The 23,229-nt window shown below is 67.0% G+C and carries 17 protein-coding genes and 1 tRNA gene; 15 read left to right on the forward strand and 3 right to left on the reverse strand.

Annotated elements, in window-relative coordinates:
* The first annotated feature begins 5 nt into the window (after positions 1–5).
* From bamB to AC6LJ9_RS19070, 9 genes are all read left to right on the forward strand, one after another.
* Positions 6–1,166 carry an outer membrane protein assembly factor BamB gene (gene bamB, locus AC6LJ9_RS19030; RefSeq protein WP_498148773.1) on the forward strand — a complete coding sequence of 387 codons (1,161 nt, stop codon included), beginning with the start codon at positions 6–8 and terminating at the stop codon, positions 1,164–1,166.
* A 25-nt stretch (positions 1,167–1,191) separates the two neighbouring features.
* A complete protein-coding gene (der, locus tag AC6LJ9_RS19035; RefSeq protein WP_212312494.1) occupies positions 1,192–2,541 on the forward strand; it encodes a ribosome biogenesis GTPase Der in 1,350 nt (449 codons plus the stop codon).
* A 4-nt stretch (positions 2,542–2,545) separates the two neighbouring features.
* Positions 2,546–3,622, forward strand: coding sequence for a histidinol-phosphate transaminase (gene hisC, locus AC6LJ9_RS19040; protein WP_498148774.1), 1,077 nt, complete (start codon positions 2,546–2,548; stop codon positions 3,620–3,622).
* A gap of 165 nt (positions 3,623–3,787) precedes the next feature.
* Complete coding sequence (gene hfq / locus AC6LJ9_RS19045; RefSeq protein ID WP_006218585.1) at positions 3,788–4,024, forward strand: RNA chaperone Hfq; 237 nt, start codon at positions 3,788–3,790, stop codon at positions 4,022–4,024.
* Between the two features lie 150 nt (positions 4,025–4,174).
* A complete protein-coding gene (gene hflX, locus AC6LJ9_RS19050; RefSeq protein ID WP_498148775.1) occupies positions 4,175–5,281 on the forward strand; it encodes a GTPase HflX in 1,107 nt (368 codons plus the stop codon).
* Positions 5,247–6,548, forward strand: a complete 1,302-nt coding sequence (gene hflK / locus AC6LJ9_RS19055) for an FtsH protease activity modulator HflK (protein ID WP_498148776.1) — start codon at positions 5,247–5,249, stop codon at positions 6,546–6,548. The genes hflX and hflK overlap by 35 nt, the downstream gene beginning before the upstream one ends.
* An 18-nt stretch (positions 6,549–6,566) precedes the next feature.
* Positions 6,567–7,466, forward strand: a complete 900-nt coding sequence (gene hflC, locus AC6LJ9_RS19060) for a protease modulator HflC (RefSeq protein ID WP_498148777.1) — start codon at positions 6,567–6,569, stop codon at positions 7,464–7,466.
* 256 nt (positions 7,467–7,722) lie between these two features.
* Positions 7,723–8,880 carry an ATP phosphoribosyltransferase regulatory subunit gene (locus AC6LJ9_RS19065; RefSeq protein WP_498148778.1) on the forward strand — a complete coding sequence of 386 codons (1,158 nt, stop codon included), beginning with the start codon at positions 7,723–7,725 and terminating at the stop codon, positions 8,878–8,880.
* 76 nt (positions 8,881–8,956) lie between these two features.
* On the forward strand, positions 8,957–10,252 hold the full coding sequence (locus AC6LJ9_RS19070) for an adenylosuccinate synthase (RefSeq protein WP_199770891.1): 1,296 nt from the start codon (positions 8,957–8,959) through the stop codon (positions 10,250–10,252).
* Positions 10,253–10,385: 133 nt separating this feature from the next.
* On the opposite strand, the gene AC6LJ9_RS19075 is transcribed toward AC6LJ9_RS19070, so the two are convergent.
* From AC6LJ9_RS19075 to ptsP, 3 genes are read right to left on the reverse strand one after another with little or no spacing between them, the layout of a single operon-like run.
* Entirely contained in the window at positions 10,386–12,101 is a 1,716-nt protein-coding gene (locus tag AC6LJ9_RS19075) for a PTS fructose transporter subunit IIC (RefSeq protein WP_498148779.1), read from the reverse strand.
* Positions 12,098–13,051: a 1-phosphofructokinase gene (gene pfkB / locus AC6LJ9_RS19080; RefSeq protein ID WP_498148780.1), complete on the reverse strand. Its 954-nt coding sequence runs from the start codon at positions 13,049–13,051 to the stop codon at positions 12,098–12,100. The genes AC6LJ9_RS19075 and pfkB overlap by 4 nt, the downstream gene beginning before the upstream one ends.
* A complete protein-coding gene (gene ptsP, locus AC6LJ9_RS19085; RefSeq protein ID WP_498148781.1) occupies positions 13,048–15,561 on the reverse strand; it encodes a phosphoenolpyruvate--protein phosphotransferase in 2,514 nt (837 codons plus the stop codon). Before ptsP ends, pfkB begins: the two co-directional genes overlap by 4 nt.
* A 140-nt stretch (positions 15,562–15,701) precedes the next feature.
* Here ptsP and AC6LJ9_RS19090 point away from each other — a divergent pair, with 140 nt between their 5' ends.
* The 6 genes from AC6LJ9_RS19090 to AC6LJ9_RS19115 all read left to right on the forward strand — a co-directional run bounded on the left by AC6LJ9_RS19090 (position 15,702) and on the right by AC6LJ9_RS19115 (position 23,208).
* Positions 15,702–16,691, forward strand: coding sequence for a LacI family DNA-binding transcriptional regulator (locus tag AC6LJ9_RS19090; protein ID WP_498148782.1), 990 nt, complete (start codon positions 15,702–15,704; stop codon positions 16,689–16,691).
* 102 nt (positions 16,692–16,793) lie between these two features.
* Complete coding sequence (locus AC6LJ9_RS19095) at positions 16,794–17,336, forward strand: phosphoribosyltransferase (protein ID WP_103275317.1); 543 nt, start codon at positions 16,794–16,796, stop codon at positions 17,334–17,336.
* A gap of 398 nt (positions 17,337–17,734) precedes the next feature.
* Entirely contained in the window at positions 17,735–17,947 is a 213-nt protein-coding gene (gene rpsU, locus AC6LJ9_RS19100) for a 30S ribosomal protein S21 (protein ID WP_006218592.1), read from the forward strand.
* Between the two features lie 19 nt (positions 17,948–17,966).
* On the forward strand, positions 17,967–20,012 hold the full coding sequence (dnaG, locus tag AC6LJ9_RS19105; RefSeq protein WP_498148783.1) for a DNA primase: 2,046 nt from the start codon (positions 17,967–17,969) through the stop codon (positions 20,010–20,012).
* Positions 20,013–20,857: 845 nt separating this feature from the next.
* Positions 20,858–23,122 (forward strand): RNA polymerase sigma factor RpoD, encoded by a 2,265-nt coding sequence (gene rpoD, locus AC6LJ9_RS19110; RefSeq protein ID WP_212312510.1) that lies wholly within the window; start codon positions 20,858–20,860, stop codon positions 23,120–23,122.
* Between the two features lie 7 nt (positions 23,123–23,129).
* Positions 23,130–23,208 (forward strand) — tRNA-Ile (locus AC6LJ9_RS19115).
* Positions 23,209–23,229: the final 21 nt, after the last annotated feature.

Genomic DNA, 23,229 nt, shown 5'->3' on the forward strand with positions numbered 1-23,229 from the left:
CTGTAATGCGTAAATTTGCCACTGGCCGTGCCCTGCGCGGCGCCGTATGCCTGACGGGCCTGCTGGTCCTGGGCGGTTGCGGCATGTTTTCCCGGGACGACGGCCGTTACGACCCGGCGCCCCTGACCGAATACAAGGCCGGCATGTCGGTGCGCCAGGTCTGGTCCGTTTCGGTGGGCAGCGGCTCCGGCCTGGGCTTCGTGCCCGCCGTGGTCAACGGCGCCATCTATGCCGCCACGCCCGACGGCTCGGTCGGCAAGTTCGACCTGCAAAGCGGCCGCCCGATCTGGAAGGTCCGCGCCGAGACCAAGCAGCTGTCCGCCGGCGTCGGCAGCGACGGCACGACCACGGCCGTGGCTTCGCCCGACGGCGACGTGATTGCCTTCGACGATACCGGCAAGGTCAAGTGGAAGGCCCGCGCCACCAGCGACGTGACGATTCCGCCCGTGGTGGGCTACGGCATCGTCGTGGTGCGCAGCGGCGACTATCGCATCCAGGCCTTCGACGCTAACAGCGGCGATCGCCTCTGGAGCGTGCAGCGGCCCGGACCGGCCCTGGCCCTGCGCAGCGCCGCCCAGATGGTGCTGGCCGAAGGGTTGGTCATCACCGGCCTGCCCGGCGGCAAGCTCATGGCCATCGCCTCCGACAGCGGCAACGTCCAGTGGGAAGGCACCGTGGCCACGCCGCGCGGCGCCAGCGACCTGGAACGCCTGACCGACGTGGTGGGCTCGCCCCGCATCGCCGGCAACCTGCTTTGCGCGGTCGCCTACCAAGGGCGTATCGTATGCTTTGACGTGACGGCCGGCGGCCGCCCGATCTGGGCCAAGGACTTCTCCAGCGTCAGCGGCATGAGCCTGGATGAGCGCTTCGCCTACGCGTCCGACCAGAACAGCGTGGTCAGCGCCTTCGCGCTGGACAATGGCGGCAACGTCTGGAAGCAGGCCGCGCTGAAGAACCGCCAGCTGACCGCGCCGGCCCTGCTCGGCGGCGCGCTCGCCGTCGGCGACCTGGACGGCTACGTGCACTTCCTGTCGCGCAGCGACGGCAGCCTGATGGCGCGCCTGTCGGTGGGCGGCGGAGCGATCGTCTCGCCGCCGCAGACCACGTCGCAAGGCGTGCTGATCCAGACGGGCAATGGCAACCTTGCCCTGATCGGCTCCAACTGAAACCCATAGAACAAAAGCCCTTACCGTGTCTTTCAAGCCTGTCGTCGCCCTGGTCGGCCGCCCCAATGTGGGGAAGTCGACCCTTTTCAACCGCCTGACGCGATCGCGCGCCGCGCTGGTGGCCGATTATTCCGGCCTGACCCGCGATCGCCACTATGGCGAGGGCAGGGTGGGCGAGATCCCGTTCATCGCGATCGACACGGGCGGCTTCGAGCCGGTGGCCAAGGACGGCATCCTGCTGGAAATGGCGCGCCAGACCCGGCAGGCCATCGCCGAGGCCGACGTGGTGGTGTTCCTGGTGGACGCGCGCGCCGGCCTCAACGCCCATGACCACGAGATCGCCCAGCTGCTGCGCAAGTCCGGCCAGCAGCGCGTGCTGCTGGCGGTCAACAAGGCCGAAGGCATGGGTTCCGGCGCCGCCGTGGCCGAATTCCACGAACTTGGCCTGGGCCAGCCGTATGCGATTTCGGCCGCGCACGGCGACGGCATCGTCGACCTGATCGAGCTGGCGTTGAAGGACCTGGCGCCGCCGGTCGAGGAAGAGCCCGCCGAGGAAGGCCCGCACGATCACCGCATCAAGCTGGCCATCGTCGGACGGCCCAACGTCGGCAAGTCCACGCTGATCAACACGCTGATGGGCGAAGAGCGCGTCATCGCGTTCGACATGCCGGGCACCACGCGCGACGCCATCGAGATCGACTTCGAGCGCGACGGCCGCCGTTACACGTTGATCGACACGGCCGGCCTGCGCAAGCGCGGCAAGGTGTTCGAGGCGGTCGAGAAGTTCTCGGTCATCAAGACCCTGCAGGCCATCGAGGCCAGCAACGTGGTCCTGCTGATGCTGGACGCGCAGACCGAGATCTCCGAGCAGGACGCCCACATCGCCGGCTTCGTGCTGGAGACCGGCCGCGCGGTGGTGGTCGCCATCAACAAATGGGATGGCCTGGACGCCGACCAGAAGGAACGCATCGAGCGCGAGTTCCAGCGCAAGCTGCGCTTCCTGTCCTTCGCCCGCATGCACACGATTTCGGCGCTGCGCGCGCAAGGCATGCGCCCGCTGCTCAAGTCCATCAACGCCGCGCACGGCGCCGCCTTCGCCAAGCTGTCCACGCCCAAGCTCACCCGCGAGCTGCAGGCCGCGGTCGAGCAGCAGCCGCCGCCTCGCAAGGGCATCTTCCGCCCCAAGATGCGCTACGCGCACCAGGGCGGCCAGAACCCGCCGCTGGTCATCGTCCATGGCAACGCGCTGGATGCGGTGCCGGATTCCTACCGGCGCTACCTGGAAACGCGTTTCCGCAACGCCTTCGATCTGGCCGGCACGCCGCTGCGGATCGAATTCAAGTCATCGCACAATCCCTACGCGCAGGAAGATTGACCCCATGAGCAGATTCTGGAGCCCCGTGGTGGGGACCTTGAGCCCCTATGTGCCGGGCGAGCAGCCCAAGCTTCGGAATCTGGTCAAGCTCAATACCAACGAGCATCCCTATGGGCCGTCGCCCAGGGTGCTCGAGGCCATACGCGGCGCCTGCGACGATACGCTCAAGCTCTATCCGGATCCGTCTTCCGACGGCCTGCGCCAGGCCATCGCCGACAACTGCGGCGTGCGCCCGGACCAGGTCTTCGTGGGCAACGGCTCCGACGAGGTGCTGGCGCACGTGTTCCTGGCGCTGCTCAAGCATTCGCGCCCACTGCGCTTTCCCGACATCAGCTACAGCTTCTATCCGGTCTACTGCGGGCTGTACGGCATCGACCATGTAACGGTGCCGCTGACCGACGATTTCCGCATCGATCCAGAAGACTACCTGCCGGGCCGCAACGGACCGGCGGGCGCCATCATCTTCCCCAATCCGAACGCGCCCACGGGCCGGGCGCTGGCCGTGGGCGACATCGAACGCATCGCGGCCGGCAATCCCGACGCGGTCGTGGTGGTGGACGAGGCCTATGTCGATTTCGGCGGTGAATCGGCCATTCCGCTGATTGCTCGGCATGACAATGTGCTGGTGGTCCAGACCCTGTCCAAGTCGCGCTCCCTGGCGGGGCTGCGGGTGGGCTTCGCCGTCGGCAGCCGCGAGCTGATCGACGGGCTGGAGCGGGTCAAGAATAGTTTCAATTCCTACCCCATCGACCGGCTCGCCTCGGCCGGCGCGATCGCCGCGCTGCAGGACCGTGACTACTTCGAGCGCACGCGCCAGGCGGTGATCAAGACGCGCCAGGACATGGCGCAGGGGCTGGGCGAGCTGGGATTCGAGGTGCTGCCTTCGGCGGCGAACTTCGTCTTCGCCCGCCACCCCGGCCAGGACGCGGCGGCGCTGGCCGCCGCGCTGCGCGAGCGCGGCATCATCGTGCGCCATTTCCGGCAGCCGCGCATCGAACAGTTCCTGCGCATCACCGTCGGCACGGACGAGCAGACGGGGCTGTTGCTGGCCGCGCTGGCCGACATCCTGAACGTCCGTTGATAGCGTCGCCCAGGGTGTTTTTCAGGCCGGAAATCTCTTGTGCCACTTTGTGCGTGGCGCAAGTAGCACGGGCCGGGAAAACCCTGTAGAGTACGTATTTCGGTGCGCGCCACCAACATTTTCAGCGCGCCGCCACTTAAATAACAAACAAATGGAGCCTGGCCAATGAGCAATAAAGGGCAAACTCTGCAAGATCCGTTCCTGAACACGCTGCGCAAGGACCATGTGCCCGTGTCGATCTACCTAGTGAACGGCATCAAGCTTCAAGGGCAAATCGAATCCTTCGACCAGTATGTGGTGCTGCTGCGCAATACGGTCACCCAAATGGTTTACAAGCACGCCATTTCCACCGTAGTCCCGGCCCGTGCCGTGAATTTCCAGGTGGAAGTCCCCGCTGAATAAACCCGCTCCGGCCGCTTTACCTTTTATTGCCCGCCTGACGGTCCACGTCGGCGGGCATTTTCGTCGCCAGGACGAAATTCCCGTTTCAGGGGAATACAGGCGCCCGCTGTCGCGCCCTGGTTTGGTTTCGGGCTTCAAAATGGTGCATGTATGCGCGCACTGATCATCAGCGTCGACCTCGGGGATCCGGATTTCCTTGCCCATGCCGAGGAATTCGCCATGCTGGCCAAGGGGGCCGGTGCCGAAATCGTCGGCACGCTGACGGCTCGGCGCGACCGCCCCGACGCCAAGTTTTTCATCGGCTCGGGCAAGGCGGACGAGGGCGTGGGCATGGCCCAGGCCCTGCTGGCCGACATCGTGCTGTTCGACCAGCCCCTGTCGCCGGCCCAGCAGCGCAACCTGGAACGGCTGTTCAACCTGCGCGTGGTCGACCGGGTCGCCCTGATCCTGGACATCTTCGCGCTGCGCGCCAAGAGCCACGAAGGCAAGCTGCAGGTCGAGCTGGCCCAGTTGCAGCATCTGGCCACGCGGCTGACCCGCATGTGGAGCCACCTGGAGCGTCAGCGCGGCGGCATCGGCATGCGCGGCCCCGGCGAATCGCAGCTGGAAATGGACCGCCGCATGATCGGCGCCAAGGTCAAGGTGCTGCGCGAGCGCCTGGACAAGGTCGAGCGCCAGCGCGTCACGCAGCGCCGGGCCCGGGCCCGGGGCGGCGCGCTGTCGGTGTCGCTGGTGGGCTATACCAACGCCGGCAAGTCCACGCTGTTCAACGCGCTGACCCGCGCCGACAGCTACGCGGCCGACCAGTTGTTCGCGACGCTGGATACCACCACGCGGCGGATCTGGATCGAATGCGCCGGCTCGGTCGTGGTGTCCGACACGGTGGGCTTCATCCGCGACCTGCCGCACGGCCTGATCGCCGCGTTCCGCGCCACGCTCGAGGAAACCGTGCACGCGGACCTGCTGCTGCACGTGGTGGACGCGGCCAGCCCCCAGCGCGATGAGCAGATATTCGAAGTGAATAAGGTGCTGGCAGAAATCGGCGCCGCCGCCATCCCGACCATTCTTATATATAACAAGATCGACAGGGCCGGACTGGAGCCGCGAGTGGAGCGCGACGCCCATGGTACGATTGCGCGAGTATTTGTAAGCGCCACCGAGCGCGCCGGTCTGGATGCGTTGCGCGGGGCAATTGCAGAGATCGGACAGATTGTGGGAAACAATGCCTCGAATTTCCAAACTATTCAATCTGAATGACCCCGGCTGGGGTCGTGGCAACAACAACGGCTCCGAGCCGCCGCCCAAGCGGCCGCAAAACGGAGGCGATGGTCCGCCCGACCTGGACGAGGTTTGGCGCGATTTCAATAATCGCATCGGCTCGCTGTTCGGGCGCAAGGGCGGCGGGGGAAACAACCGTCCTGGCAACCGCGGCGGCATGCAGCCGCCTTCGCCGCGCGGCGCCCGCATCGGCCTGGGCGTCATCGCCCTGGTGGCGATCGGCGTCTGGGCGGCCAGCGGCTTCTACATCGTGCAGGAAGGCCAGGTCGCGGTAGTGACCCAGTTCGGCAAATACAAGAGCACATCGCAAGCCGGCTTCCAGTGGCGCCTGCCGTATCCCATCCAGAGCCATGAAACCGTCAACGTGTCGCAGCTGCGCACGTTCGAAGTCGGTTTCCGCGGCGGCGCGCGCAACAAGGTGCTGCCCGAGGAGCTGATGCTCACGACGGACGAGAACATCGTCGACATGCAGTTCGTCGTCCAGTACCGCCTGCGCGCCGACGGCGCGCCCGATTACCTGTTCATGACCCGCGACCCGGACGAGTCCGTGCGCCAGGCCTCCGAGACCGCGATGCGCGAGATCGTCGGCAAGCAGAGCATGGACTTCGTGCTGTACGAAGGCCGGACCACCGTGGCCAGCCAGGTGCAGGCGCTGATGCAGCAGATCCTGGACCGCTACCAGACCGGCATCCAGGTCAGCACCGTGGCCATCCAGAACGTGCAGCCGCCCGAGCAGGTGCAGGCCGCGTTCGACGACGCCGTCAAGGCCGGCCAGGACCGCGAGCGCCAGATCAACGAAGGCCAGGCCTACGCCAACCAGGTCGTGCCGCTGGCCAGCGGTCAGGCCTCGCGCATGCTGGAGCAGGCCGAGGGCTACAAGGCCAAGGTGGTCGGCGATGCGCAGGGTAATACCGCGCGCTTCACCAGCATCCTGGGTGAATACGAGAAGGCGCCGGTGGTGATGCGCCAGCGCATGTACCTGGAGAGCATGCAAGAGATATTCACGCGCGCCAGCAAGGTCATGGTCGACACCAAGAGCAACAACAACATGTTGTATCTGCCCCTGGACAAGATCATGCACCTGGCCGCCCAGGACGCCGCCAAGTCCGCCGCCGGCGGCTCGGCTTCGTCCTCGCTGGTCAATCCGCCGTCCCAGCCGCCGCTGCGCAGCGGCGCCGTGCCGGCCGCGCCATCTTCCGGCAGCAGCAATAGCAACACGCTGCCTCGCGACCGTGCGTCGCGCTAATCCGGAGGACCACTGATCATGCAACGTCTCATGCCTATCCTGGTCGGCCTGCTCATCGTGCTGGCCGCCCTTTCTTCCTGCGTCTTCGTGGTGCGCGAGCGCGACTACGCCCTGGTGTTCTCGCTGGGCGAAGTGCGCAAGGTCATCAGCGAGCCTGGCCTGTACTTCAAGGCGCCGCCGCCGTTCCAGAACGTGGTGACGCTGGACAAGCGCATCCTGACCATCGAAACCAACGACGCCGAGCGCATCCAGACTTCCGAAAAGAAGAACCTGCTGATCGACTCCTACGTCAAGTGGCGCATCGCGGATCCCCGCCTGTACTACGTGACCTTCGGCGGCAACGAGCGCGCCGCGCAGGAACGCCTGCAGGCACAGATCCGCGACGCGCTGAATGCGTCGGTCAACGTGCGCACCGTGCGCGACGTCGTCTCGTCCGAGCGCGACAAGGTCATGGCCGAAATCCTGACCAACGTCGCCAAGCGCGCCGAGCCGCTGGGCGTGCAGGTCGTCGACGTGCGCCTGCGCCGCATCGAGTTCGCGCCCGAGATTTCCGAGTCGGTGTACCGCCGCATGGAAGCCGAGCGTACCCGCGTGGCCAACGAGCTGCGCTCGATCGGCGCGGCCGAGGGCGAGAAGATCCGCGCCGAAGCCGACCGCCAGCGCGAAGTCGTGGTGGCGCAGGCCTACGCCAAGGCGCAGAGCGTCATGGGCGAGGGCGACGCCGCCGCGGCGGCGATCTACGCGCAGGCCTACGGCAAGAACCCGCAGTTCTACACGTACTACAAGAGCCTGGAAGCCTACCGCGCTTCGTTCTCGAAGCCGGGCGACGTGCTGGTGGTGGACCCCAGCTCCAGCTTCTTCCAGTTCATGAAGGATCCGGGCGCGGCCCTGGCGCCGGTGACCGTGCCGGCCAAGTAAGCTCGCACGGCCCCGGCCGGCAAAAGCCCCTTGGCGAGCCAAGGGGCTTTTGCTTGGTGGCCCCGCGCTGATCTCGGGTCGCGAATCGGGGACGGCTTGAGCCTGGATCCGGGCGGCTGGCGCGCGCCGCTGAACCATGTACAATACCGCGTAAGCTAGAAAACATTCCGCAGCGGCTGAGCGGGCTTACGCCCCTCAGCCGCTTTTCGTTTGGGCGACGCCCACGCATCATTAGGCGTTCTTCAGGTAAACACTCATGGGTAACTGGTTGCTGCCCGAGAGCCTCGCCGACGTACTTCCGGCCGAGGCCCGGCGCATCGAGGAACTGCGCCGCGAACTTCTCGATCTGTATCGCACTTACGGTTTCGAGCTGGTCGCGCCGCCCCTGGTCGAATACATCGATTCATTGCTGTCGGGCACCGGCAGCGATCTGGATCTGCGCACCTGCAAGCTGATCGACCAGCTTTCGGGCCGCACGCTGGGCGTGCGGGCGGACATGACCCCGCAAGTGACGCGCATCGACGCCCACCTGCTGAACCGCGCCGGCGTGACCCGCCTGTGCTATTGCGGCAACGTGCTGCATGCCCGCCCGGCGGACCTGCTGTCCAGCCGCGAGCTGCTGCAGATCGGCGCCGAGATCTACGGCCATGCCGGCTTCGAGGCCGACCTGGAAATCATCCAGCTGGTGCTGGAGACGGTCGCCATCGCCGGCGTGCGCAACCCGCGCCTGGACCTCTGTCATCCCGGCGTGCTGCGGGCCATCCTGGAATCGGATCCGGTGGCCGAGAGTCTGTCGGAAGCGCTGTTCCCGCTGCTGCGCGAGAAGGACGTGCCCGGCCTGGTCGAACTGGCCAGGCGCGCGCCCGGCCTGCGCGACGAGACGCTCAACGCGCTGCGCCTCCTGCCCAACCTGTACGGCGGGCCCGAGGTGCTGAAGCAGGCGCGCCGCGAACTGCCGCTGTTGCCCGGCGTGGCGGCGGCGCTGGACGCGCTGCAGGCGCTGACCGATGCGATGCCCGACACGGCATTCAGCGTCGACCTGGCCGACGTGGGCGGCTATGGCTATCACTCGGGCGTGAAGTTCGCGCTCTACGCTGAAGGCTGGCGCGACGCGCTGGTTTCCGGCGGCCGTTACGACGACGTCAGCCGGGCTTTCGGCCGCGCGCGTCCGGCCACTGGCTTCAGCCTCGATTTACGCAAGCTGGCGGCCGGTCTGCCGCCGGCGGAACGGGCGCGTGCAGTGCGCGCGCCCTGGGGCCAGGAGCCCGCCCTGACCGAGGCGGTGCGCCGCCTGCGCCGGTCGGGGGAAATCGTCGTTCAGGTATTGCCCGGTCACGAGCAGGATCAGGACGAATTCGTTTGCGATCGCGAGCTGGCGCTGCAGGATGGCGCCTGGACGGTCAGAACGCTGTGACTAACCCCCTCTTGGCGACAAGAGGGCCGCGGGGAGATTTCCGGATTTCCCGAGAAACTCGATATTGATTCGTAACATGAGCAAGAACGTAGTCGTGATCGGCACCCAGTGGGGTGACGAGGGCAAGGGCAAGATCGTCGATTGGCTGGCGGAGTCCGTCCAGGGCGTGGTCCGCTTCCAGGGCGGCCACAACGCCGGCCATACGCTGTGGATCAACGGCCAGAAGACGATTCTGCGCCTGATCCCGTCGGGCATCATGCATCCCGGCGTGACCTGCTTCATCGGCAATGGCGTGGTGCTGTCGCCCGAGGCCCTGCTCAAGGAAATCGAAGAGCTCGAGGCCGCCGGCCTGGACGTGCGTTCGCGCCTGCAGATCTCCGAGGTCTGCCCGCTGATCCTGCCGTACCACGTGGCCGTGGACAAGGCGCGCGAAGCGCGCAAGGGTGACGGCAAGATCGGCACCACCGGCCGCGGCATCGGCCCGGCCTACGAAGACAAGGTCGCCCGCCGCGCCATCCGCGTGCAGGACCTGTTCAATCCCTCGCTGTTCGACGAGAAGCTCGCCGAGGTGCTGGATTACCACAACTTCGTGCTGACCAAGTACCTGGGCGCCGAAGCCGTCTCGGCCAACGAAGTGCGCGACCAGGCCATGGCGCTGGCTCCGGCCATCGCCCCCATGGTCAAGGACGTGTCCAGCAACCTGTACGCCATGCAACAGGAAGGCAAGCGCCTGCTGTTCGAAGGCGCGCAGGGCGCGCTGCTGGACGTGGACCACGGCACCTACCCCTACGTCACCAGCAGCAACTGCCTGGCGGGCGCGGCCTCGGCCGGCGCCGGCGTCGGTCCGCAGTCGCTGGACTACGTGCTGGGCATCACCAAGGCCTACACGACCCGCGTGGGCTCGGGTCCGTTCCCGACCGAGCTGGTTGACGAGATCGGCACCCGCCTGGCCACCATCGGCAAGGAATTCGGTTCCGTCACGGGCCGTCCGCGTCGCTGCGGCTGGTTCGACGGCGCTGCGCTCAAGCGCTCGGTGCGCCTGAACGGCATCTCCGGCCTGTGCATCACCAAGCTGGACGTGCTGGACGGCCTGGAAACCATCCAGCTGGGCGTTGGCTACCGCGTCAACGGCGAATTCCGCGACGTGCTGCCCTACGGCGCGCATGCCGTGGCCCAGGCGCAGCCGGTGCTGGAAGAGCTGCCGGGCTGGAGCGAATCCACCGTCGGCATCACCGAGTACGACAAGCTGCCGGCCGCCGCCCGCCGCTATCTGGAACGCGTGGCCGAAGTCTGCGGCGTGCCCATCGACCTGGTGTCGACCGGTCCGGACCGCAACGAGACCATCGTCCTGCGTCACCCGCTGAAGGGCTGAACGCCAGGCGGACCTTGCGGCGGTCTGCCGTCGCGCTGGTCTTGATGTGACGAGGCCCCCGATCATCGGGGGCCTTTTCGTTGCTGCTTGCTTCCCGGAGGGGGGGGGCTGGCGGGGCGCAAGCGCGCGGCGCTTACGACTCTGGATTCTTCGTCTGCGCTGCCGCCAGCGGCCGCTTCAACAGTCCGATCGCCAGCGTGCTGACCAGCGTCCCGGCGACCAGCGCAGCCACATAACCCAGCAGATGCGTGACCGCGCCGGGAATGGGCAGCACGAAGATCCCGCCGTGCGGCACCTTCAATTCCGCCCCGATGGCCATCGAGATGGCGCCGGTGACGGCCGAGCCCGCCATCAGCGACGGGATCATGCGCAGCGGGTCGCGCGCCACGAAGGGAATCGCGCCTTCGGTGATGAAGGCCAGGCCCAGGATGCCGGTGGCGCCGCCGGCCTCGCGCTCTTCGGCGGTGTAGCGGTTGGCGAACAGCCGCGTGGCCAGCGCGATGGCCAGCGGCGGCGTCATGCCCGCGGCCATGGTCGCGGCCATGGGCGTATACACATGGCTGGCGATCAGCGAGGTGGAAAAGGCATAGGCCGCCTTGTTCACCGGGCCGCCCATGTCGAAGGCCATCATGCCGCCCAGCAGCATGCCCAGCAGGACGGCGCTGGCGCCCTGCATGCCGCGCAGCCAGTCGGTCAGGAAGGTCTGCGCCGCGGCCACCGGCGCGCCGACCACCTGGGTGATCAGCAATCCGGTCAGCAAGGTACCCAGCAGCGGCAGGATCAGCACCGGCTTGAGCCCCTGCAACTGCTTGGGCAGCGGGATGCGCCGGTTCATGAAGTCCGTGCCATACCCGGCGATGAAGCCGGCGACGATGCCGCCCAGGAAGCCTGTGCCCATGTTCGCCGCCAGCAGGCCGCCGATCATTCCGGGCGCGATGCCGGGCCGGTCCGCGATAGAGTAGGCGATGTAGCCGGCCAGCGCCGGCACGATCAGCGCGAATCCGCCTTGCGCGCCGATCTGGAACAGCGCGTGGGCCAGCGTGCCGGCCTGGGATTCGTCGCTGGCGTAGATGCCACCCAGCGCGAAGGCCAGCGCGATCAGCAGGCCGCCGGCCACGACGAAGGGCAGCATGAAGGACACGCCGGTCATCAGGTGCTTGTACGGCCCCGCGCGGCGCGGCTGGGCCTGGGCCGTGCTGGCGGCGTCGCTGCTCGCGGCCTGCAGGCTGGCCTGCTCGAAGGCGCGCGCGATCAAGGCCTGGCCGTCGCTGATGGCGGGCTTGGTGTTGGATGCATGGACGCGCTTGCCGCCGAAGCGCGAGCGATCCACCTCGCGGTCGGCGGCGATGATGACGAGATCGGCCGCCGCGATTTCCTCGGTCGTCAGCGGCGTGCCTGATCCCACCGATCCCTGCGTCTCGACGCGGATGTGATGACCGAGGGCCTGCGCGGCCTGCGTCAGGCCCTCGGCCGCCATGAAGGTGTGGGCGATGCCGGTGGGGCAGGAGGTGACCGCCACGATGCGCTTGGCGCCGGCGTCCGGCGCTTTCGCTTGGGCGATCGCCGCCGCGATGACGCGGTCGGGCGCCGCCAGCGCTTCATCCAGGCCCGCTGCGCTGCGGGCCAGTCCGGCTTGCGGCGAGGCCGGCTGCGCGCCGCCGATCAGAAGCAGTACATCGCCGGGCTTGGGCGCGGCGCCGGCATAGGCTTGCTGCATGCCGGCGGCGTTGCGGATTTCGATATCGCAGTCCCAGCCCCGTTCCGTGGCTGCCTTGCGCAGGGCAGCGCTCGCAAGTGCGCCGGCGATCGCGCTGCCGCCGGCCTCGATGGCTATCCAGATCTTGTTCATGCTTGGCTTCCCGGAGTCGAGATCGGCCGCAGCGACACGCGCTCGGCCAGGTCGGCGACGATGGTCGCCGAGGGCAGGTTGGGGCCGGCCAGCCCGAGTTTCGCGACGGCGAAGGCGACCGCCAGGCGCGCCACGCGCTCGGCATCCGCCCCTTCGGCCAGGGCCGCGGCGATGCCGGCGACCATGGCGTCGCCCGCGCCGACGGTGCTGGCCACGGCGGTGGCTGGCAACTGCGCATGCAGCACGCCATGTTCCGTGGCGAACAAGGCGCCTTGCTCGCCCATCGATACCGCCACCAGTCCCAGCCCCTGTTCGCGCAGCCGTTGCGCTTGCGCGGCGATGTGCCTGACCGTGCTCAGGGGCTGGCCGGCCCATTCGGCCAGTTCGTCGCGGTTGGGTTTGATGGCCCAGGGCAGGGCGGGGCCGGCGAGCGCATCGGCCAGCGCGTCGCCGCTGGTGTCCAGCAGTACGCGCGCGCCCAGGGGTTGCAGTCGGGCGATCAGCCGGCCGTAATGGTCCGCCGGGCAGCCTTGCGGCAGGCTACCGGCCAGCACCACGAGCGAGCCAGGCTCCGCCAGGTTCAGCAGGGTGGCTTCGGCTTCGTCCAGCAGTTCCCCGGTCGCGGTCAGACCGGGCAGGTTGATGTCGGTGGTGGCGCCGCTGTCGACCAGCTTGATGTTGGTGCGGGTCGCGCCGTCGGCCCGCACGAAGCGGTCCTCGATGCGCTTGGCGCGGAACAGGGCCTCGAAGACGCCGGCGTTCTCGCGGCCCAGCAGGCCCGTGGCGGCGACGTCCAGCCCCCAGTCCGCCAGGCAGGAAGCGACGTTGACGCCCTTGCCGCCGGCATCGTGCCGCATCGACTTGGCGCGATGCACGTGTCCGCGTTCAAGCCGGTCCAGCGTGACGGTGGCGTCGAGCGCGGGGTTCAGGGTGACGGTGATCAGTTTCATGCCATGTCTCCGTCCAGCGCGCGCACGGCCTGTGCGCTGGCCAGTGTCTGCGCTTGCGCGGCCAGGGCCCGCAGTTCGGGCAGTGCCGAGCGGCGCAGGCGCGCCTTGACCGTGGCGATCGCGCGCGGCGCCATCGACAGCTCCGTCACGCCCAGGCCCGTCAGCAGCGCGGCGCCAAACGGGTCGCCGGCCAGGTCGCCGCACACGCCCACCCAGCGCCCATGCGCCCGTGCGCCTTGCACGGTCAGCGCGATCAGGCGCAGCACCGCCGGGTGCAGGCTGTCGGCTTCGCTTGCGAGCGCCGGATTCTGGCGATCGATCGCCAGCGTGTACTGCGTCAGATCGTTGGTGCCGATGGAGAAGAAGTCCGCGTGCTCGGCAAACGCATACGCCAGCAGGGCAGCGGCCGGGACCTCGATCATGACGCCCAGCGCGACCTTGGGCGCGGCCAGTTCGGCGCGCACGCGCTCGCAGGCCTCCTTCAGCTGGAGCAGTTCGGTCAGCGACGTGACCATGGGGAACATGATGGACAGGTCGCCGCCTTGCGCCGCGGCGCGGTAGAGCGCGCGCAACTGCGGTTCGAGCAGGTCGGGGCGGCGCAGCAGCAAGCGCGCGCCGCGCACGCCCAGGAAGGGGTTGTCCTCCACGGGCAGGGCCAGGTGCGGCACCTGCTTGTCGCCGCCAATGTCCAGTGCCCTGACGATCAGGGGTCGGCCGGCAAGCGCGTCCAGCATGCTTCGATAGGCGTGGAACTGCTCGTCCTCGCCGGGCGTGTCATGGCGTTCAAGGAACAGGAATTCGGTGCGCATCAGGCCCACGCCTTCGGCGCCCTGTTCGAGCGCGGACGCGACCTGTTCGGCCCGGATGATGTTGGCGCCGATGGTGACAACATGGCCGTCCCGCGAGCTGGCCGGCAGTTGGCGCTCGGCGGCGGCGGCCTGGCGCGCGGCCTCGGCTTGCGCGATCCAGGCGCGTGCGCTGTCCAGGTCGGCCTCGGTTGGCGACAGGTGGACGCGTCCTGCATCGCCGTCGATGATCACCTGCGCGCCGTCGACGAGGTCCAGCAATTCCGCGCCCGCCGCCACGATCGCGGGCAGTCCCAGAGTGCGCGCCAGGATGGCCGTGTGCGAGGTGGGGCCGCCCAGTGTTGTCGCCAGGCCGGCCACGCGACGGATATCCAGCGCGGCGGTATCGGAAGGCGCGAGATCGGCGGCGACCAGCACGACCGGGTCGCCGTGCGGGGCCGCCTGCTCGGAGGTGTCGGCGAGCGACGGGTCCATGTGCCGCAGCGCGCGCAGGCCGACGTCGCGCAGGTCGGCCGCGCGGGCGGCCAGCAGAGGATTGCCCAGCCCGGAAAGACGTTCGGCCTGGGCCCGCACGGCTTCATTCCAGGCCCAGGCCGCGCCGTGGCCCGCCGCCATCAGCTGGCAGGTGTCGGTGATCAGGCCGACGTCGTCGAGCAGGCCGGCTTGGGCCTGGAAGATCGCGGCATCGGCCGCACCCAGGCGATTGGCGGTGGCGTCGGCCAGGGCCTGCGTTTCCTGGCGGGCAGCGGCCAGCGCAGTTTCCAGCAGCGCCTTGCCGTTGAGTAGCGGCGCGGGGCGATCGGGCACCTGCGCGTCGGCGCGGGCAAGCCGGCGGACGCGGCCGATCGCCAGGCCCGCGCTGGCTGCGACACCAGCGACGGCGGCCAGCGCGGTGACGGGCTGCCAGGTCCTGCCTGGCACGGCGGCGGGCGCCTGCGCCTGGGCGGCGCTGCGTTCCTGGGCGGTCAGGCCATTGACCACGGCGAGGAACTTCGCCAGCGCCGCGGGCGCTTCGCTGCCCGACGCGGAGAACACCACGCGTGCCTTGGCCGTCAGGCCCAGCTGCAACAGGTCGACCAGACTGCGCGCGTCGGCGCTGTCCGCGCCGTGCCGCACGCGTATCGGCAGGCCGCTGGCCTTGGCGGCTTGCGCCCAGGCCGAGGCCGGCCGGGCGTGCAGGCCGGACGGATAGGAGACGACCCATTCCAGGCTGTGCTCCAGATCGGTGGCGGGCTCCGCGGCTGCCGCGGCCTGCGGCGCAGCCGAGGTCAGCGCCGCGATGATGTCCTGCGGGTCGCGGGTTGCGGCCAGTTGGTGCAGACGGGCCTCGTCCTGGATCAGGCCGGTGAGCCGCTTGAGGATGGCGATATGCCCATCCGAGCGGGCCGCGATGCCGACCACGAGCCGGACGCGCTGGCCGGGGTTCCATTCGATGCCGCCTGGAATCTGCAGCACCGCCAGTCCGTCGCGTCGCACCAGATGGCGGTCTTCGACCCGGCCGTGAGGAATGGCCACGCCTGCGCCCAGGAAGGTGTCCGCCAGCGTCTCGCGTTGCGCCATGCTGTGCCCGTACCCTTCGTCCGTGCAGCCGCCAGCGGTCAGGAGCTGTCCGAGCAGTGCGATGGCCTGCTGCTTGTCGGTCACGGCCGCATCCAGGCGCACGCAATCCGGGCGCAGCAGGGATTCAACCTGCGTGGTTGTCATGATCTGTCTCCTGGAGCCCATATTTGGGAAAACGTTTTCTATATTTTAGAAGAAAAAGTGCCTGGATCTCAAAGGGTATTGAAAATACAATCGAGGTTCCTCAGGGCGCTTGTTTTTTCTATTTCAGGAAACGTTTTCCAATGAAGGTGGGCATCAAGGATGTGGCCAAGGCGGCCGGCGTGTCGCCGGCCACGGTATCGCGGGCGCTGGCGGGCAAGGCCATCGATCCGGAGATGCGCAGCCGCGTCGAAGAGGCCGTCCGGCGCACCGGCTACCTGCCCAACCTGGCGGCCCGGCGTCTGCGCTCGCGCCATAGCAACACCATAGGCCTGATAGTCGCCGACATCCGCAATCCGTTCTTCACGGCCATCAGCCGCAGCGTCGAGGATCTGGCCTATGCGCGTGGCCTGCGGGTGATTCTCTGCAATACCGACGAGAATCCCGAAAAGGAAGAGATGTACTTGCGGCTGATGGAAGAAGAGCGCGTGCTCGGCGCCATCTGCGCGCCGACGCGGCGCACGGCCGGGCAGGTCGGGCGCGTGCGGCGCGGTTTCCCGATAGTGATGGTCGACCGGGCGGAGCCGGGCCAGCTGCACGATTGCGTGGTGTTGGACAATGCCGGCGCGTCGGCGGCGCTGGTCGAGCATCTGCATCGCCAGGGATATCGGCGGATCGCCGGCCTGTTCGGCGCCGCGTCCGCCACCGGCGCGGAGCGGCGTCAGGGCTACGAGTCGGCGATGCAGCGTCTGGGACTGCCCGCGCGCGCCGCCTATGTCGAGCACGGTGCGGGCGATGTCGACACCCGGTTGGCGGAGCTGCTGGCCGCGCCGGGCCGGCCCGATGCGCTGATCGCCAGCAACGGACTCATGTTGCTGGACGTCATCCGCGCATTGCAGCGCGCCGGCCTGGTCGTGCCGCAGGATATCGCCCTGGCGGGATTCGACAACGAGCCGTGGACGGAAATGGTCGGGGGTGGCATCACGCTGATCGAGCAGCCGGTGGAGGAAATCGGCCGCAGCGCCATGATGCTGTTGCTGGACCGCAGTGAAAACGAAGCCGCGCCGCCGCGCCGCATCGTGCTGGATGGACGCTGCCTGGAACGCGGCTCGACGCCCGCGCGGCGGTCCTGATATCCGCGGCGCCGGCCGCCGGGTTATGATTTCGCCACAACGCCGCCGCAGCTCACGCCAGCAGGCGGCCTTTTCGTATTTTCATGCAGGAGAATTCCGCCTATGAGCGCGCCGACCAATGATGACAGCCATCTGTGGGTGACGTGGGACGACTACAACCGCCTGATCGAGCGTCTTGCCTTGCAGGTGCATCAGTCCGGTTGGCAGTTCGACAAGATCCTTTGCCTGGCGCGCGGCGGCGTGCGTGTCGGCGACGTGATGTCGCGGATCTTCGATGTGCCCCTGGGCATCCTGGCCACCAGCAGCTACCGCGAGGCAGCCGGCACCAAGCAGGGCGACATGGACATCGCCCAGTTCATCACCATCACGCGCGGCACCCTGTCCGGGCGGGTGTTGCTGGTGGACGACATGGTGGACACCGGCATGACCTTCAACAAGGTCTTCGACCACCTGAAGAACCAGTTCGCCGAGATCACCGAATTGCGCAGCGCCGTGTTGTGGTGGAAGGGCCACTCGCAGGCCACGCCGGACTACTACGTCGACAAGCTGCCCACCAATCCCTGGATTCACCAGCCTTTCGAGGACTATGACAGCCTGCGGCCGCACCAGCTCGAAGCCTGGATCCGCAAGGGCTCCAAGAGCTGAGCCGCCGGGTGGCGGGGCGGCAGGGCGGGACTGGGCGCCGATTGTGCCCGGTCTATGGTCAAAATCCGGCCGCCCGTGCTAGAATCGCTGGTTATCGCTAAACCGAACTTGGCTTTCCGCCCTTCCTTTGGGCCGCGTCTGGGGCATTCGAACGTGAATGCCTGAATTGGCGGGGCCGGACTGCAAGGTGAACTGTGTCTCACGGGTAACGGGAACAGCCAGCTGAAATAGCGTTAAGAGAGATTGTCAGGAGATCCCAGCCGGGGTTGTACTGGCGCCAGCGCCGGGCGTTTCAATGCCAGGGCGGGCGCCGGCAGGCTGGACCTGTGCAGCGTCGCTGGTAAGCAAGCCAGGTTTATCATCAACTTTTGTTACCCCTTAAGCAGGCCCAATACTTTATGCCTATCGTTCGACTGAAGGAAAACGAACCGTTTGAAGCCGCTCTGCGTCGCTTCAAGCGCACCATCGAAAAGACCGGTTTGCTCACCGAACTGCGTTCGCGCGAGTTCTACGAGAAGCCCACGGCCGAGCGCAAGCGCAAGCACGCCGCCGCGGTGAAGCGCCACTACAAGCGGATTCGTAGCCAGCAACTGCCCCCGCGCCTGTATTGATCTTTGATTCCCGAATCTATTGATTCCAGAATCATTCATCCAGGATTTGCTCGCCCGGGTCGACGTCGTCGATGTCGTCGGGCGATACGTGCAGTTGCGAAAGGGTGGGGCCAACTTGCTTGGCCTGTGCCCCTTTCATAACGAAAAAAGCCCGTCGTTCACTGTCAGCCCCACCAAGCAGTTCTATCACTGCTTCGGTTGCGGAGCGCATGGCAGCGCCATCACCTTCCTGATGGAGCACACGGGCGCCAGTTTCCCCGAAGCCGTGCGCACGCTCGCGGCTTCGGCGGGAATGACGGTACCCGAAGAAAACCGCAGCCCCCGACAGCAAGCCGAAACCGCGCGCCGCAAGGCCGAGGAATCCCGGCACACGCAGGTGCTGGACGCCGCTCAGGCGCAGTACCTGAAGTTGCTGAAGACTTCGCCCGCCGCGATCCGCTATCTGAAGCAACGCGGCCTGACCGGCGAGATCGCCGCGCATTTCGGGTTGGGCTGGTCGGGCACCGACCGCCATGGCCTGTCCCAGGTCTTTCCCAATTACGATGATCCGGCGCTGGTCGAGGCCGGGCTGGTGATCGAGTCGGAAGACGGACGCCGCTACGACCGCTTTCGCGAGCGGGTCATGTTCCCCATCCGCAATGCGCGCGGCAGCCTGATCGGCTTTGGCGGCCGCATCATCGGCAAGGGCGAGCCCAAGTACCTGAATTCGCCCGAGACGCCGTTGTTCTCCAAGGGACAGGAGCTGTACGGCCTGTGGGAGGCCCGCCAGGCCATCCGGCAGGAAGGCCAGGTCATCGTGGTCGAAGGCTACATGGACGTGGTCGGCCTGGCGCAGCAAGGCATCGCCAACGCGGTGGCCACGCTGGGCACGGCGACGACGCCCGATCACGTGAAGAAGCTGCTGCGCGCCAGCGACAAGGTCATCTTCAGCTTCGACGGCGACGGCGCGGGCCGCCGCGCGGCGTGGCGCGCCTTGCAGGCTTGCCTGCCGGTGCTGCGCGACGACATCGCGATCCGCTTCCTTTTCCTGCCGGCCGAGCACGATCCGGATTCCTATGTGCGCGAACTCGGCGCCGAGGCGTTCCGGGCTTGCCTGGGCGAAGCCGTCGCCTTGTCGCGATTCCTGCTGGACGAGCTGGCCTCGCGCCACAACATGGATGAGGCCGAAGGGCGGGCGAGCTGTCTGCACGAGGCCAAGCCGCTGCTGGCCGCGATCCCGGAATGCGCGCTGCGCGTGCAGATCGAGCGCGAGATGGCCAAGCTGGTCCAGCTCACGCCGGAAGAAATGGCCCAAGTGCTGGCGCAGCAGCCGGCCAAGCCGTTTGGCGCGCCGGCGGGCGCCAAGCCGCAGCCGGCAGGCGACGCCCAGGCCGGATCCCCGGGGTCGGATACGGGTTTCATGGACGCGGGCTATGACTTCGCCGGTCATGACTTTCATGACATTCCGGCGGAAGAGTCCGATTACATCGATCATGGGCATTTCCCTGCCTCCCAGGGCGAGCCCGCCGGCGGGCAGGGCGGCCAGCGTCGCCAGGAATGGAAGCCCAAGGGCGACTGGAAAGGCAAGAGCGACTGGAAGGGCAAGGGCAATTGGAAAGGCCGGCGCGAGGACGGTGTCGGCGGTTTCGAAGGCCGCCGCACCATGCCGTCGCTGGCCAAGCGCCTGCTTGGCTTGTTGCTGGCGCATCCCGAGCTGGTGGATTCCATGGGAGACCAGCAGCTTGAAGTGATCGACCACGGCCCCCATCTAGGTCTTGTGCGGGACTTGATCATGCTGGCGCAATCCAGCGGCGCGCGCCATGTGGGCGCCTTGCTGGAGGCGGCCGAGCCGGATTCGGATCTGGCCACCGTGCTCAAGGGCCTGCGCGCGGACGTGCTGTCGCAGGAGGATCTGCCCGATCCCCAGACCGAATGGGACGACGCCTTGCGCCGCATCGAATTCGACTCGGCCAAGCTCGAAATGGCCAAGCTGGCCGCGGGCGGGCTGGCGACGGAAGAGGCGCGCAAGCGTTACATGGAGCTGAATCAGCGCATGATGGTGCTGAAAGGTGCCGGCATACGCTAAATGCGTTAAAATCAAGGGTTTTCCGCACTGGCTGCGGATAAGCCCTTGGTTGGGACGGGGCCTGATCGGCCAGAAGTGCCGGGAACCGGGCGGCAGGATCTAATTTCGCCGCTCGTGATCTAAGCATCATGGCGGTTCGCATGGCTTCAGAACGGATGGATCCGAGAGTTCCGGGCGGGGCCGCAGTGCAGGGCGAGAGGTATTCGGCAGGAAAGCAGGGCAAGACAGCGTCGCGGGATTGCGGGGCCGGATTGTCGGATAGTTTGCCACCCCGGCGCCGAGTTTGCCGGATGCGCCGGTTTCGCAGGCCTTGTGTAAAGCCGGAAAAGATTAAGCAGAATTGAAGTGCAGTTTGGCGAGTCTGGTGTTTGGCACGTGTTTTCGCGGCTGAGCGGCAACGGCTAGTCCGGATGCCCCGCCTGAAAAAAAGCGGGTGCTTACGTCAGGGGCGCCAAATTTGTTACACAGTTAATTACTATACAGAGGTGAATCGAGCAGTTCGGCGGATGATGCTTCCGCGTAGCGTTCGAGGTTTGGGTGCTGTGTCTACTCAGCTGCTAAGGGCAACGACCCGATAAGCAAGCGTCGCCTATTTATAGGCAGGCAGCCCCCCCGACGCCCGGGCATCCCCGCGGGATGAGTCCATGTACGCCAAGCGCCCCAACGGTTTCGCACCGGCATGGCGCAAGGCGGGCCCGCAAGGGCAGGCGCTGCGACCAACGCAGCCGCATGGAGTCGGCCGGTTCATCAGTTTTACCCGCAACGCCGCCGCGGCAGGCCCAGCCTCCCGCGGCTCCGCGCGGTGCAACATGCCCGAACGGGTTGCGACGACCACGGAAGCGACTATGACCAAATCCACTGGCAAATCCTCCTCTGCAATTGATGCGGCTGAAACCAAGGTCACGACGGCCAAGCGCGCCGTCAGCATGGCGGCGGAAAAAGCGCCCGCCAAGACTGCGGTGAAGGTCGCCAAGCCCGCTGCGAAGACGGCCGTCAAGAAGGCCGCCAAGACCGCCGCGGCGGATAAGCCCGAGAAGGCCACCAAGACCCGCGCCAAGAAGGCCGAGGACAAGCTGGCCGACCTGGTGGGCAGCGCGCGCCCGGCCCCGAGCGGCCGTCGTCCTGGTCGTCCGGCCAAGAACGCCAACAATGATTCCGACGGCTTCGACGATGCGATGGACGGCGAAGGCGAAGTCCTGCCCGACCTGAAGCCGCCCAAGCGCGGCGGCAAGCGCGGCAAGGCCGATCCCAAGGACCTGATCGCCCGCGGCCCGGTGTCGGCCGAGGAATACGAGGCTCGCCGCAACCGCCTCAAGCAGCTGATCAAGCTGGGCAAGGACCGCGGCTACCTGACCTACGGCGAAATCAACGATCATCTGCCTGACGATCTGGTCGACGCCGAAGCCATCGATGGCATCATCAGCACCTTCAGCGACATGGGCATCGCGGTCTACGACCAGGCTCCCGACGCCGAAACGCTGCTGATGAGCGAGAACGCGCCGGTCGCCTCCAACGACGACGACGTCGAGGACGAAGCCGAAGCCGCGCTGACCACCGTGGATTCCGACTTCGGCCGCACCACCGATCCCGTGCGCATGTACATGCGTGAAATGGGCTCGGTCGAGCTGCTGACCCGCGAAGGCGAAATCGAAATCGCCAAGCGCATCGAAGACGGCCTGAAGCACATGGTCATGGCCATCTCGGCCTGCCCGACCACCATCAACGAAATCCTGGCCCACGTCGTGCGCGTGCGCGAAGGCCAGGCCCAGATCGACGAAGTCGTCGACGGCCTGGTGGATCCGGAAGACGGCGAGGAATACGCCGGCGCCGGCGTCAGCGCCGATGAAGACGAGAGCGATGACGGCCCGGCCGGCGGCATGTCCAGCAAGCAGCTGGAAGACCTGCGCGTCAAGGCCCTGGCCAAGTTCGACGAAGTCGGCAAGCAGTTCGACAAGATGCGCCTGTCGTACGAGAAGGACGGCTACAAGTCGGACATCTACGTGCGCGCCCAGGAATCCATCCAGAACGAACTGATGGGCATCCGCTTCACCGCCAAGATGGTCGAGAAGCTGGCCGACACGCTGCGCAACCAGGTCGAGGAAGTGCGCCAGCTCGAGCGCGCCGTCCTGCACACGTGTGTGGACCGTGCCGGCATGCCGCGCACGCACTTCATCAAGGTCTTCCCCGGCAACGAAACCAACCTGCAGTGGGTGGTGGACGAAGTCGCCGCCGGCCATCCCTACGCCGAGACGCTGGAGCGCCAGATCCCGGCCGTCCAGGAACTGCAGCAGAAGCTGATCGACCTGCAAACGCGCGTCGTGCTGCCGCTCAAGGACCTGAAGGACGTCAACAAGCGCATGGCCACCGGCGAAGCCAAGGCCCGCAAGGCCAAGCGCGAAATGACCGAGGCCAACCTGCGCCTGGTGATCTCGATCGCCAAGAAGTACACGAACCGCGGCCTGCAGTTCCTGGACCTGATCCAGGAAGGCAACATCGGCCTGATGAAGGCCGTGGACAAGTTCGAGTACCGTCGCGGCTACAAGTTCTCGACCTACGCCACGTGGTGGATCCGTCAGGCCATCACGCGCTCCATCGCCGACCAGGCGCGCACCATCCGTATTCCGGTCCACATGATCGAAACGATCAACAAGATGAACCGGATCAGCCGCCAGATCCTGCAGGAAACCGGCGCCGAGCCGGATCCCGCGACCCTGGCGCAGAAGATGGACATGCCGGAAGACAAGATCCGCAAGATCCTGAAGATCGCCAAGGAACCGATCTCCATGGAAACGCCGATCGGCGACGACGACGACTCGCACCTGGGCGACTTCATCGAGGACACCTCGACGCTGGCGCCTTCGGACGCGGCGTTGCACGGCTCCATGCGCGACGTGGTCAAGGAAGTGCTAGACTCTCTCACCCCGCGTGAAGCCAAGGTCCTGCGCATGCGTTTCGGCATCGAAATGAGCACCGACCAGACCCTGGAAGAAGTGGGCAAGCAATTCGACGTGACCCGCGAGCGCATCCGCCAAATAGAAGCCAAGGCACTGCGCAAGCTGCGTCACCCCAGCCGGGCCGACAAGCTGAAGAGCTTCCTGGAAGGGCAGTAAGTTTCCTGGGCCTCTAGCTCATGCCTGGTTAGAGCAGCGGACTCATAATCCGTTGGTGCCGAGTTCGACTCTCGGGGGGCCTACCAAGTATTGACGCGGGTTTGCGT

Source organism: Achromobacter sp. 1011811831, from assembly GCF_059760905.1.

Excerpts from the sequence above, each read along its gene's own strand:
- bamB (WP_498148773.1), top strand. The coding sequence starts at position 6 with ATGCGTAAATTTGCCACTGGCCGTGCCCTGCGCGGCGCCGTATGCCTG.
- hisC (WP_498148774.1), top strand. The coding sequence starts at position 2,546 with ATGAGCAGATTCTGGAGCCCCGTGGTGGGGACCTTGAGCCCCTATGTG.
- hfq (WP_006218585.1), top strand. The coding sequence starts at position 3,788 with ATGAGCAATAAAGGGCAAACTCTGCAAGATCCGTTCCTGAACACGCTG.
- hflX (WP_498148775.1), top strand. The coding sequence starts at position 4,175 with ATGCGCGCACTGATCATCAGCGTCGACCTCGGGGATCCGGATTTCCTT.
- hflK (WP_498148776.1), top strand. The coding sequence starts at position 5,247 with ATGCCTCGAATTTCCAAACTATTCAATCTGAATGACCCCGGCTGGGGT.
- hflC (WP_498148777.1), top strand. The coding sequence starts at position 6,567 with ATGCAACGTCTCATGCCTATCCTGGTCGGCCTGCTCATCGTGCTGGCC.
- AC6LJ9_RS19065 (WP_498148778.1), top strand. The coding sequence starts at position 7,723 with ATGGGTAACTGGTTGCTGCCCGAGAGCCTCGCCGACGTACTTCCGGCC.
- AC6LJ9_RS19070 (WP_199770891.1), top strand. The coding sequence starts at position 8,957 with ATGAGCAAGAACGTAGTCGTGATCGGCACCCAGTGGGGTGACGAGGGC.
- AC6LJ9_RS19075 (WP_498148779.1), bottom strand. The coding sequence starts at position 12,101 with ATGAACAAGATCTGGATAGCCATCGAGGCCGGCGGCAGCGCGATCGCC.
- pfkB (WP_498148780.1), bottom strand. The coding sequence starts at position 13,051 with ATGAAACTGATCACCGTCACCCTGAACCCCGCGCTCGACGCCACCGTC.
- ptsP (WP_498148781.1), bottom strand. The coding sequence starts at position 15,561 with ATGACAACCACGCAGGTTGAATCCCTGCTGCGCCCGGATTGCGTGCGC.
- AC6LJ9_RS19090 (WP_498148782.1), top strand. The coding sequence starts at position 15,702 with ATGAAGGTGGGCATCAAGGATGTGGCCAAGGCGGCCGGCGTGTCGCCG.
- AC6LJ9_RS19095 (WP_103275317.1), top strand. The coding sequence starts at position 16,794 with ATGAGCGCGCCGACCAATGATGACAGCCATCTGTGGGTGACGTGGGAC.
- rpsU (WP_006218592.1), top strand. The coding sequence starts at position 17,735 with ATGCCTATCGTTCGACTGAAGGAAAACGAACCGTTTGAAGCCGCTCTG.
- rpoD (WP_212312510.1), top strand. The coding sequence starts at position 20,858 with ATGACCAAATCCACTGGCAAATCCTCCTCTGCAATTGATGCGGCTGAA.